This is a genomic window from Flavobacterium ajazii, from assembly GCF_010614725.1.
Taxonomy (GTDB): domain Bacteria; phylum Bacteroidota; class Bacteroidia; order Flavobacteriales; family Flavobacteriaceae; genus Flavobacterium; species Flavobacterium ajazii.
Genome location: NZ_JAAEHL010000008.1, coordinates 281,783 through 293,926, shown reverse-complemented (window position 1 = coordinate 293,926; position 12,144 = coordinate 281,783). Strand labels below are relative to the sequence as shown.

The following is a 12,144-nucleotide window of genomic DNA, read 5'->3' as shown; positions in this document are numbered from 1 at the left end:
TAAAAAGGTTGCGTTAAAAAAATATTATGGCTATTGTTCATCCTTCATAAATTCTTCAGCTTTTTCTACCATATCATAATTTCCACAGAAAAAAGGAACACGTTCATGCAATTCGGTTGGCTGAATTTCCATAATTCTTCCAAAACCATCTGTTGCCTTTCCTCCAGCTTGTTCTGCAATAAATGCTATTGGATTACATTCGTATAAGAGTCGTAATTTCCCTTTTGGTGCTTTTGAACTAGTTGGATATAAATAAATTCCGCCTTTAATCATATTTCGATGAAAATCTGAGACCAGACTTCCAATATATCTGGAAGTATAAGGTCTGTCTTCTTCTTCACGCTGACAATATTTTATGTAATTTTTTACTCCTTGCGGAAAATGCACATAATTTCCTTCATTCACAGAATAAATATGTCCACTGTTCGGAAATTTCATATTTGGATGTGACAAATAGAAAGTCCCAATTGCAGGATTTAGCGTAAAGCCATTAACCCCATGACCTGTTGTGTAAACCAACATGGTTGATGTTCCGTAAATCACATATCCAGCGGCAACCTGATTAATTCCCGGCTGTAAAAAATCCTCGCTCGTTACCGGAGTTCCTATTGGAGTAATTCTTCTGAAAACAGAAAAAATAGTTCCAAGAGAACCATTTACATCAATGTTTGATGACCCGTCAAGCGGATCCATTAAGATCACGTACTTATTATTATTACTGTTGTCGCTCCCCTTGACAGTAATAAATTCGTCGTTTTCTTCTGAAGCTATTCCACAGACAATCTCACGGTTTATTAACGTCTGAATGAATACTTCGTTTGCATACACATCTAATTTCTGCTGGTCTTCTCCCTGAACATTCTGTTCGCCCACGGCGCCTATTATATCCACTAATCCAGCTTTATTTACCTTATAGTTGACAACTTTTGCTGCCAGACGTATAGAGTTGATAATCCGGGATAATTCCCCAGATGAATACTGAAATGCTTTTTGGTTCTCAATAATAAACTCTCCCAGTGTTTTATTGCGTTCTTCCATTTTGCTATATCGTTGTAGTTTTTAATTATAAGTCACAAATATCGCTTTTTTTGTGAGAATGATTCAAAAATTATTTCGTTAGTTTGCTACTATTGTATATTTGCTAATTAAATGCAATAAGTATTCAATAAAAAAATACTTAATTAGTGAATAACAGATTAAAAATATGAATTTATGAATATTAGAAAAGGAAAACCTGAAGACATGAAAGCCGTTTTAGGGCTAATTCAGGAGCTTGCAATATTCGAAAAAGAGCCTGATGCCGTTTTAATAACCGAAGAGGATTTAATACGTGATGGTTTTGGTGAAAAACCTTTATTTCATGTTTTTGTGGCTGAAGTTGAAAAGCAGATTGTCGGAATAGCATTGTATTACTACAGATATTCAACCTGGAAAGGAAAAACAATTCACCTTGAGGATTTAATTGTAAAAGAAGAAATGCGAGGTACGGGTTTAGGCTCTGTGCTTTATTCTGAAATAATGAAACAAGGAAAAAAAGATAATGTTCGAAGAATCGAATGGAATGTTCTGAACTGGAATACTCCTGCCGTAAATTTCTACGAGAACTCTGGCGCAAAAGTTATCGAAGAATGGAGGGTAGTACAAATGGATGAAACAGGAATTAATTCGTACTTAGAAAAAATTAATTAATTATAAAAAACAGACAGATCAATAAGGAGTAAACATCTGTCAAACATTAAAATTTTAAAAACAGACAGAGACGCACAGCCGTGCATCTCAACAATACAAATTAAAGATGAGAGTATTTAAATTTGGTGGAGCATCTGTAAAAGATGCCGAAGGAATTAAAAACGTTTACGACGTTCTACAAAAAGTTGGGTATGAAGATGTGATTTTGGTCGTTTCAGCGATGGGAAAAACCACAAATGCATTAGAGGTAGTTATTAAAAATTATTTTGATAAATCGGATGAACTTAGTTCATCTGTACAAGAGATAAAAAAATATCACAATCAAATATTACTGGATTTATTTGAAGATGAAAAGCATGCAGTTTTTGCAGCTGTTAATGAGCAATTCTCAGAATTAGAATACTTTCTGGCGCATAACAAATCTCCAAATTACAATTTTGTTTACGACCAGATTGTGAGTTTCGGTGAATTGATTTCAACAAATATCCTAAGTCATTTTATGAACTTCATGGGCATTCAGACACAATGGCTTGATGTTCGCAACTTCATTAAAACCAATGCAAATTACAGAGATGCAGAAGTTGACTGGGAAACAACCGAGCAAAACATCAGCAAAAATGTACCTCGCAAAATCTTAAACATTACACAAGGATTTTTGGGTGCAGATGAAAACAATTTCACTACAACTTTAGGTCGTGAAGGTTCTGATTATACTGCCGGAATTTTTGCTTATTGCCTAAATGCAGAAAGTGTAACGATCTGGAAAGACGTCCCAGGAGTTATGAACGCAGATCCGCGTTATTTTGAAAATGCAAGTCTGTTAAACCAGATTTCATACCGTGAAGCTATTGAACTTGCTTTTTACGGAGCAACAGTTATTCACCCGAAAACTTTGCAGCCTTTACAGAAAAAAGAAATTCCTTTATATGTAAAATCGTTTGTTAATCCGTTACTAAAAGGAACCTCCGTTTCTAAAGGAGTAGATTTAGAACCATATCTTCCTTGTTTTATCGTAAAAAGAGAGCAGCTTTTGATTTCGCTTTCTTCTATTGATTTTTCATTCATTATGGAAGAAAACATTAGCGAAATTTTCGGATTATTCCATCAATTTAAACTGAAAGTAAACCTGATTCAGAACTCTGCGATTAGTTTTTCTGTTTGTGTCGAAGATAAATTTGGAAACTTTAATGAACTGAATGCTATTCTTTCGAAAAAATTCAAGGTTGATTATAACGAAAATGTAACATTGTACACGATTCGTCATTTTAATGAGCAGGCTGCAGAAACTGTTGAGAAAAACAAAGAGGTTTTACTAAAACAGGTAAGTCGCGAAACAATGCAGATTGTAACTAAAGAATTAAAATAATAGTTTGTAAACAGGTAATTATTCAATTCAGATTATAAAGAAAGGTTTCACTAATACAGTGAAACCTTTCTTGTTTTATTACCTACCGAAACCAATAAAACTAAAATATACTACATAACAATTCCCAATTATAAATACTACTTTTGGCTTTTTAGAGTTAAAGTATTTATGCTGAAAAAATTACTTTATTTATTGGTTATAATTTGTTCTTCCTGGCTTCATGCCCAGGAAACCAATCCGCTCTACAAAACCAAAAAGGTAAAGATCACACGGGATACCATTCATCTGGAAAATGTGAGTATCAACTCCAGATTTTTTCAGCTTTTGAATTCTAAAAATGAACCTATAGATTCGACTTTTTATAAAATCGATTTTCAAAAAGGGCATCTTCTTTTAAACGAAAAATTCACTTCAGATTCAGACAGTTTAATTGTCAATTATTTAAAATATCCTGACTTTTTAACCAAAGAATACAGTCTTTACAATTCGAGTCAGATTGTGAGCAGTGATATTGGTTCTGAAAAGCTGTACAAAATAGATAATCCCAGCACTAAAAAAGCTACTCCGTTTGATGGTTTGAATACTTCAGGTAGTATTACCCGAGGTCTTACAATCGGAAACAATCAAAATACTGTTTTAAACTCCAATTTAGACCTTCAGATTACAGGAAAAATTTCAGACAAAATAAGTCTGAGGGCTTCATTACAGGACAATAATATTCCGCTGCAGGAAGGCGGATATTCGCAAAAACTGGATCAGTTTGATAATATTTTTATGGAATTGTTCAGCGATGACTGGAATATTCGGGCGGGAGATGTATTTTTAGAAAACAGAAAGGCGCAATTTTTAAGTTTTAATAAAAAAGTTCAGGGACTTTCGGCCAGTTTTGATTTTGGCGAAGAAGACAATAAAACCAATGTTTTTGCCTCGGTAGCTTTCGCAAAAGGGCAATATGCTAAAAGTACTTTTACAGGACAGGAAGGCAATCAGGGTCCCTATAAACTAAAAGGACAAAATGGCGAATTGTATGTTTTGGTAATTTCAGGATCTGAGCGTGTTTATGTGAATGGTGTTTTGCTTAAAAGAGGTGAAAACAATGATTATGTGATTGATTACAATGCGGGTGAAATTGTTTTTACATCGCTTTTTACGATTACTTCTGAAATGCGAATCAACATTGAATACCAATATTCAGACCGGAATTACAACCGTATGGTCACGTACGCAGGAGCTTCACATGAAAATAAAAAATGGAGTTTTGCCGGTTATTTATATTCAGAAAACGATTTAAAAAACCAGCCTTTACAGCAAAATCTCTCCACAGAGCAAGTTCAGATTTTAAATGAAGCAGGAGATGACACCACTTTGATGAAAGCGCCTTCAGCCTACGAAGACACTTATGCTGACAATAAGATTTTGTATAAAAAAACAATTGAAAATTCAGTTGAGATTTACCAATATTCCAACAATCCAGAAGACGTTTTATACAATGTGAAATTTAGTCTTGTTGGAGCCAATTCAGGAAATTATGTGATTCAGAATGCAAATTCGGTTGAACGAATTTACGAATATGTTGCTCCTGTAAACGGAATTCTTCAGGGAAATTACGAGCCTATTGTACAATTAGTAGCTCCTATGAAACTTCAGGCAGCAACTTTCTTAGGCAAATACAATCCGAATGAAAAAACACTGGTTGATTTTGAAATCGGGATTAGTAACAATGACCAGAATTTATTTTCGAATCTTGATGATGGCAATAACAACGGAATAGCTTTAAAATTAAATACCAAAAAACGTCTTTTCACTAAGAGCTGGACACTTGACGGTTATGCTAATTACCAGTATGTCGATAAGGATTTCAAATCAATAGAACGTTTGTATAATATTGAATTTAATCGTGACTGGAATTTAAGCCCTACACTTCTGGGCAATCAGAGCTTATTAGTTGCTGGTTTAAATTTTGATTTCTTTTCAAATAAAAAAACAAATAATATTGGTTTGCTGACCTATCAGTTTGAAAAGTTAGATTTTACCGAAAGTTATTCGGGAAACCGACATACTACTACAGCCTCTTTTAAAATAAAAAACTGGACGATAGAAAATCAGGGAAGTTTTTTAAATAGTGATGCCACGGCTTCAACTTCAAAATTTATCCGAAACCTTGCCAAAACCAAATATCATTTTGGTAAAAACTGGGTTGGAGGAAATATTCAGATAGAAGATAATCAGGAAAAAGACAAAGCTACCAATCAATTTTCGGCTATCAGTCAGCGGTTTTCAGAATACGGGGCTTTTGTTGGACGAGGTGACAGCACAAAAGTTTTTGTGGAGCTGGGTTATGTACGTAGAAAAAACGATAGTTTACAAAATGGCTTATTGCAGCATGTAAGCAACTCACAAACTTATTATCTGAAATCGAAACTAATTCAGAACAAAAAAACAGATTTGGCCGTTTATGCCAGTTACCGAAATTTGGATTTTACAGCTGCTGACCGGAAAAATGAGCCTTCTCTAAATTCAAGGATTTTATACAACGACCGTTTCTTCAATCAATTTGTTCAAATTGGAACAGTTTACGAAACCAGTTCGGGAACTATAGCGCAACAGGAATATACCTATCTGGAAGTTTCAGCAGGTCAGGGTGTCTATGCGTGGAATGATTATAATGGTAATGGCATTCAGGAATTGGAAGAATTTGAAACCGCTCCTTTTCCTGATCAGGCAAAATTCATCCGTGTTTTTTTACCTAATCAGATTTACATCAAAACCAACCAGAACAAATTTTCGCAATCCCTCACTATAAATCCGCTACAGTGGCAGAACGCAAAAGGCTTCAAAAAAATGGCTTCCTATTTTTACAATCAGACCTCGTTTATTATGGATCGAAAAGTAAAAAGCGATGGAAATAATTTTGAACTGAATCCGTTTCACTCTTCTGAAGAAAACATCTTAGGATTAAATTCGAGTTTTAGGAACAGTTTGTTTTATAACCGGGGCAAGCAAAAGCATTCTGTAACTTATTCATATTTGATTAACAACGGAAAAAATCTGCTTTCGATTGGTTCACAATCAGTAAAAAACTATTCACATCAATTGCAATACACCCATTTATATCAAAAAAGCTGGCTACTGAATTTGTTTACCAAAACAATTCAGACTTCGTTAAATTCAAAAGATTTTGAAACCAAAAATTATGATTTAACCGGTTATCAGATTGCACCTAAAATCAGTTATTTATTTTCAAAAAATACAAGCCTTGACTTTTTTTATGAATTGCAAAAAAAAGAAAACCAAATTGGAAACTTTGAAACCTTAACCCAAAACCGATTGGGAACTTCGTTTTCTTATGCAGGAGATAAAAAAGTAACTGTAAACGGAGAGTTTTCTTTTTATGAAAACAAATTTGTCGGAGACGAATTTTCCTCTGTTGGGTTTCAGATGCTCGAAGGGCTTCAGGCGGGTGAAAATTTAGTATGGAAACTACTTTTGCAGAAAAACATCACGCAATTTTTAGATGTCAATTTAAATTATCAGGGACGAAAAAGCGAAACAGGTGTTACCGTACATACCGGAAATATACAGCTTCGTGCTTATTTTTAACACTTTACTGAAAAGCTATGCTAAAATTGATTAATTTTAATTGAAATTTAAACTCCTAATCTCATGAAAAAATTAGTATTCCTTTGTTTTGCAGTTATTTTCTCATCTAATTTTTACGCACAGGAAACAGCTGTAAAAGCAACTAAGAGCAAAACCGAAGCTTCAGCAAAAAAAGCTAAAACAGATGCCAAAAAAGAAGCCGACAAAGCTAAAGCAGCTTCTGATAAAGCAACCGAAACATCCGTAAAAGCAAAGAAAGAAGCATCCAGTGCAAAAGCCTCAGCAAAAAAAGAGGCAGCAAAAGCTAAAACTTCAGCAGATAAAGAAGCTTCAAAAACTAAAAAAGAAGCTTCGAATGTAAAAACTACAGCTGATAAAGCTAAAAATGAAACTGACAAAGCTAAAAAATCTGCATCAAAAACAGGTGCTAAAACTCTAAAAGAAACAAACGAAAAAGCACCAAAAGTAGCTGATAAAGTTACGGGAGAATACAATGGTAAAAAAGTATACACCGGACCAAAAGGCGGAAAATACTACATCAATAAAAACGGTAACAAAACGTATATTCAGGATTAAAAACTTTCTGTCTGACCATAAAAGTCCGGATTTCCATTATGAAAGTCCGGGCTTTTTTAATTTATTTAAGAAAATCATACAAAACTAAATTGAAGGCTCTTTTTAACTTTGAAGGGCTTCGACTCCGATCAGCCTGACACTTTCAATTTCAGTCATCAGGTTAGATATTAATTTTCATTGAAATTGATTTTTGATTTTGAAAATTCAGAGTTAATAATTTAGTAATATATTCGAAATAACAGAAAAAGATCATTTCTTTATCTTCGTTTGAAAATCGCCCAATATGAGCATCGAATATACTGCCAATAAAACTATTTTAATAACTCCTTTGAACTGGGGATTAGGTCATGCGACCCGATGTATTCCGATAATTAAGGCTTTACAGGAGAACAATTATATTCCCATAATTGCTTCGGATGGTGTTGCATTAGCATTATTACAAAAAGAATTTCCATATATACAGACCTTAGAATTGCCTTCTTATCATATTGAATATGCCAAAAACGGCAAAAACTTTAAATGGAAACTTATCAAAAGTTTACCTAAAATGATTACTGCTATTCTGGATGAAAAGAAAATTGTAAATTCATGGATAAGAAAATATGATATTGACGGTATCATCTCAGATAACAGACTTGGTGTCTTCAGTAAAAAAGTTCCTTCGGTATTTATTACGCATCAACTGAATGTGATGACAGGAAACACCACAAAGTTTACGAGTAAATGTCATCAATATTTCATAAAAAAATATAATGAATGCTGGGTACCCGACACTAGTGAAAATCCAAATCTGACCGGTGACCTGGGACATCTTAAAAGCAATCATTTAAATCTGAAATATATTGGCCCTTTGAGCAGAATGCGCAAAAAAGAAACTCAGAAACAATATGATTTAATGATTATTTTGTCCGGTCCGGAACCTCAACGCACTTTGCTGGAAGAGAAACTACAAAAAGAAATCACACGTTACAGAGGCGAAATTGTTTTTGTAAAAGGTGTTGTGGAAAAAACACAAACCAAACAACAAATCAAAAATGTGACGTATTACAATTTCATGAATACCAAACAGCTGGAACAGACTTTTAACGAAAGTGATTTGGTTTTGTGTCGATCTGGTTACACTACGGTTATGGATTTGGCAAAACTGGGCAAAAAAGCTTTTTTTATCCCAACACCAGGCCAATATGAACAGGAATATTTAGCCATAAAACTTCAGGAGGAACAATTGATACCTTATGCAACGCAAAACGACTTTACGATTGAAGATCTTTCAAAAGTAAAATCGTTTAAAGGTTTGTCCCAATTTGAAAATAATATCGACTGGGATTCGTTATTTACAGTTTTTGAGAAGTAAATTAGAAATTAAACTGCGCCTGTAATCGCAATACATTTCCCTGCTGCCTGTTAACCAAGATAGCACTGTCTTCAAATGTCCTGTCAGCAATAACATATTCTGCTGTCAGCTCAAATGCTTTGATTGGCTGCCATTCCACACCTAATCCGTAATCTCTGACGACATACGTACGGGCATCTTTTTCATATTTTTTTCCACCATCATAATATTGAAACCTGGCAAATGGATAAACATGCTGTTTTTTAAAATCCCATTTATAATTCAGCAGTACATATCCTCCGTTTATATCCGTTACATCGATTCTGTTTGTTGCAGGGTTATAGCGTGGCCCGGTCCCAATGTTATATTCCGTTTGAATACCAAAAGGTTTTGGGTATAAAACAAAAGTTGCTCCAATTCTTTGGTCTTTTATATATTGGGGATCGCCATTAACAATAACTCCAGAAGAAACTTCTCCGGTAAAAGCCCATTTTCCGGTATAAGCCTGAATTCCGGGTTCTATAATCTGGTTTCCGATAACAAAGGGATAAGTAACCCTTGCCACTACATTCAGATCTCTGTTTCCGTCTAATTTATTTGCAATTTGTCCGTTATAAGCACCAAAAGCAAAAACTCCAAAATCACCGGAACCTTTGTAACCATCTTTTACTAACATTGCAAAACGTTCTCTTATTTTGGCAGGTGCCCAATAAAAAAATATTCCCAAATCACGTTCATTAGCTATCGAACTGTTTACAGCATCAGAACGATCTAATGTTAAGCGCTGTGAACTGGACTGCATATTTTCGAATCCGTACGGAATCTTACTTTGCCCCACACGAACACGATATTCTCTTTTCTTATCGAAAGAAACATCGAAATACAAATCACGGATCTGAACGAAATTATTAATTCCACTACTTGGTGAACTCGCAAAATCCGGTTGAAAATAGAAAAATACATTTGGATGAACCTGTCCTGAAAATACCAAACGTGCACGACGGATAAAAAGTCCATTGTTTGCTTTTGCATCCGGAGCTGTAGAAGTTGTTCCCCAGGACTTATCACACTGGTCGCAGGAAACTTTGTCGTTTGTAGAGAACAAACCATTATATCTGATTTGTGCATAACCTCTTAGAGAGATTTTATCATACCAGTGTTCTTCGACACCACCTCCCGATTTAGTATCCGGAAGTTTTGCTTTATTAATAGAATCCAAAATGCGCATTACTTCGTTTTTCACATCTTGTTTATTTAATTCCTGTGCGTTGGTTCCACAGGCAAGCAGTACTAAAACTGCCATAATTGTTCTTTTTATCATTTTTTCTAATGCCCTTAATTTCAGGATGCAAAGATGTATCACCTATGTTAAGAAATCATTAACCAGATGTTACTATAATAAAAATTTAATGTTACGAGTCAAATCTGTACGTTGATTTATTGTTAAAACCCTTGTTTTACGGCTTTTAAGAAAACTCTACTTACAATTATTTAACTTCAGCTTTTTGTGCTTTTTGTGTTTTTTCAAGTGTAAAAGAGAATTCAGAACCTATTCCGAATTCACTCTCTACGTATACTTTCTCTTTATGAGCTTCTATAATATGCTTTACGATTGCCAGACCTAAGCCAGACCCTCCTTCAGAACGTGTTCCGCTTTTATCAACCCTGTAAAAACGCTCAAAAAGCCTTGGAATATTTTGTTTTTCAACACCTTCACCATTATCACTAATACGAATCAGGACTTTTTTCTTAGTCAGATTTACAACCCCAACTTCCGTCAAACCGCCTTCTTTTCCGTATTTGATTGAATTTACAATCAAATTTTCTAAAACCTGCTGAATTCTGTCTTTATCACCTTTTACAATTAAGGATTGCAAATTTTTGCTTTCAAATGCCAGTTTGATTTTCTTTTTATCGGCTTTCATTTCCAATAACTCAAAAACATTGCGAATCAATTCAACGATATCAAATTCGATTATATTCAAATCAAGGTCTCCTGATTCTAATTTCGTAATCATATCCAGATCTTCAACAATGTAAATCAGACGTTCTACCCCTTTTTCTGCACGTTTGAGGTATTTTTTTCGAATGGTTTTATCATCCATAGCACCGTCCAGCAAAGTTGAAACATAACCCTGAACAGTAAAAAGTGGTGTTTTAAGTTCGTGCGAAACGTTTCCTAAAAACTCTCTTCGATATTGTTCCCTAATCTCAAGCATTTCGATTTCGAGTTTTTTATCTGTCGCAAACTTTTTCACTTCGCGTGAAAGCGTTTCCATATCAGTTGTGATTGGCTGATTGATAAGAGGGGTTGATTCAAGTAAAGAAACCTCATCATAGATTTTCTTCACCCTTCTGTATATAAAACGCTCCACCCGATACTGAAGTACCAAAAATGAAAAGATGTAAACTGAAATTAAAAAGATTATTCCAAATCCTGCCTGATATTTTAATTGGTTTTTATAAAATATATTCATCAGCAACAACACAAATCCCGTTGTAAAAAGACTTATGTACAATGCTGATTTGATAGCGAATCTATAGGTTTTTTTGAAATTGATTTTCATTTAAATTAAATTAATTAACCATTAAGGTATTAAGAAAATTAAGCTTGCTTTTTAATAATAATTTTAGAAGTCAAAACAAAGTTAACTCAAAAACCATATAAAAAATCGAAGATCATATGAACTTCAATTCCTTATATGGTTTAAATCTAATTAATGTTTTTACCAATCCAAAATCAGTTTAAAGCTTAATTAAACCTAATTTTTGATGATTTAAAACATTTTATATTGAATGTTTAAGCTTCAAATTTATAGCCGACTCCTTTTATGGTTTTAAAAAGGTCCTCACCAATTTTTTCTCGTAATTTTCGGATATGCACATCAATAGTTCTTCCTCCAACTACCACTTCATTTCCCCAGACTTTATCTAAGATTTCATCTCTTTTAAATACTTTACCTGGTTTTGAAGCTAACAAATAGAATAGTTCGAATTCTTTTCTTGGCAGGGAAATTTCAACATTATCTTTGATAATTTTATATTCTTCGCGATTGATTTCTATTCCGCCTACGTTTAAGGTATCTGTAACCACTTCCTGTTCTTTTAACCTTCTTAACAAAGCCTTTACTTTGCTTACCAGTACTTTTGGTTTTATTGGCTTAGTAATGTAATCATCAGCACCGGCATCAAAACCAGCTACTTGTGAATAGTCTTCACTTCTTGCCGTTAAAAATGTTATGATAACGTTATTTAGCTCCGGAATTTTTCTGATGTTTTCACAAGCTTCCATCCCGTCCATTTCGGCCATCATTACATCCATAATAATAAGTTCCGGGAGTTCTTTCTGAGCTTTTGTGATTGCTTCTTTTCCATTTGAAGCGGTAACGATCTGATAGCCTTCCTGAGCGAGATTGTAACCTACAATTTCAAGAATATCCGGCTCATCATCAACTAACAAAATCTTGGTTTGTGTTTTTTTCATAAATAGCAAAAATTGAAATTTTCACATCAAATTTTCTTCATTAAATATTCGATGTTTTTGAATTGCGATGGTAAATATAATATAAAAACAACGGTT

The 12,144-nt window shown here is 34.0% G+C and carries 9 protein-coding genes; 5 read left to right on the top strand and 4 right to left on the bottom strand.

All coding sequences use genetic code 11. From position 1 onward, the window contains the following. Positions 1-30: 30 nt before the first annotated feature. Complete coding sequence (fbp, locus tag GWR14_RS16130) at positions 31-1,038, bottom strand: class 1 fructose-bisphosphatase (protein ID WP_163410103.1); 1,008 nt, start codon at positions 1,036-1,038, stop codon at positions 31-33. Positions 1,039-1,212: 174 nt separating this feature from the next. On the opposite strand from fbp, the gene GWR14_RS16125 reads away from it, so the two are divergent. From GWR14_RS16125 to GWR14_RS16105, 5 genes are all read left to right on the top strand, one after another. Next, the gene (locus tag GWR14_RS16125) at positions 1,213-1,689 is read left to right on the top strand and encodes a GNAT family N-acetyltransferase (RefSeq protein ID WP_163410102.1); all 477 of its coding nucleotides are present in this window, start codon (positions 1,213-1,215) and stop codon (positions 1,687-1,689) included. Between the two features lie 106 nt (positions 1,690-1,795). Further along, entirely contained in the window at positions 1,796-3,055 is a 1,260-nt protein-coding gene (locus GWR14_RS16120; RefSeq protein ID WP_163410101.1) for an aspartate kinase, read from the top strand. Positions 3,056-3,223: 168 nt separating this feature from the next. Beyond that, complete coding sequence (locus tag GWR14_RS16115; protein ID WP_163410100.1) at positions 3,224-6,655, top strand: hypothetical protein; 3,432 nt, start codon at positions 3,224-3,226, stop codon at positions 6,653-6,655. 63 nt (positions 6,656-6,718) lie between these two features. Continuing rightward, positions 6,719-7,231 carry a hypothetical protein gene (locus tag GWR14_RS16110; RefSeq protein WP_163410099.1) on the top strand — a complete coding sequence of 171 codons (513 nt, stop codon included), beginning with the start codon at positions 6,719-6,721 and terminating at the stop codon, positions 7,229-7,231. Between the two features lie 283 nt (positions 7,232-7,514). Continuing rightward, entirely contained in the window at positions 7,515-8,585 is a 1,071-nt protein-coding gene (locus GWR14_RS16105; RefSeq protein WP_163410098.1) for a glycosyltransferase, read from the top strand. A 1-nt stretch (position 8,586) separates the two neighbouring features. Here GWR14_RS16105 and GWR14_RS16100 read toward each other — a convergent pair whose 3' ends face one another. From GWR14_RS16100 to GWR14_RS16090, 3 genes are all read right to left on the bottom strand, one after another. Next, positions 8,587-9,885 (bottom strand): porin, encoded by a 1,299-nt coding sequence (locus GWR14_RS16100; protein ID WP_163410097.1) that lies wholly within the window; start codon positions 9,883-9,885, stop codon positions 8,587-8,589. Between the two features lie 166 nt (positions 9,886-10,051). Continuing rightward, entirely contained in the window at positions 10,052-11,131 is a 1,080-nt protein-coding gene (locus tag GWR14_RS16095) for a sensor histidine kinase (RefSeq protein WP_163410096.1), read from the bottom strand. Positions 11,132-11,364: 233 nt separating this feature from the next. Beyond that, entirely contained in the window at positions 11,365-12,048 is a 684-nt protein-coding gene (locus GWR14_RS16090; protein ID WP_163410095.1) for a response regulator transcription factor, read from the bottom strand. Between the last annotated feature and the right edge of the window lie 96 nt (positions 12,049-12,144).

Excerpts from the sequence above, each read along its gene's own strand:
- GWR14_RS16100 (WP_163410097.1), bottom strand. The coding sequence starts at position 9,885 with ATGATAAAAAGAACAATTATGGCAGTTTTAGTACTGCTTGCCTGTGGA.
- GWR14_RS16110 (WP_163410099.1), top strand. The coding sequence starts at position 6,719 with ATGAAAAAATTAGTATTCCTTTGTTTTGCAGTTATTTTCTCATCTAAT.
- GWR14_RS16115 (WP_163410100.1), top strand. The coding sequence starts at position 3,224 with ATGCTGAAAAAATTACTTTATTTATTGGTTATAATTTGTTCTTCCTGG.
- GWR14_RS16120 (WP_163410101.1), top strand. The coding sequence starts at position 1,796 with ATGAGAGTATTTAAATTTGGTGGAGCATCTGTAAAAGATGCCGAAGGA.
- fbp (WP_163410103.1), bottom strand. The coding sequence starts at position 1,038 with ATGGAAGAACGCAATAAAACACTGGGAGAGTTTATTATTGAGAACCAA.
- GWR14_RS16090 (WP_163410095.1), bottom strand. The coding sequence starts at position 12,048 with ATGAAAAAAACACAAACCAAGATTTTGTTAGTTGATGATGAGCCGGAT.
- GWR14_RS16095 (WP_163410096.1), bottom strand. The coding sequence starts at position 11,131 with ATGAAAATCAATTTCAAAAAAACCTATAGATTCGCTATCAAATCAGCA.
- GWR14_RS16105 (WP_163410098.1), top strand. The coding sequence starts at position 7,515 with ATGAGCATCGAATATACTGCCAATAAAACTATTTTAATAACTCCTTTG.
- GWR14_RS16125 (WP_163410102.1), top strand. The coding sequence starts at position 1,213 with ATGAATATTAGAAAAGGAAAACCTGAAGACATGAAAGCCGTTTTAGGG.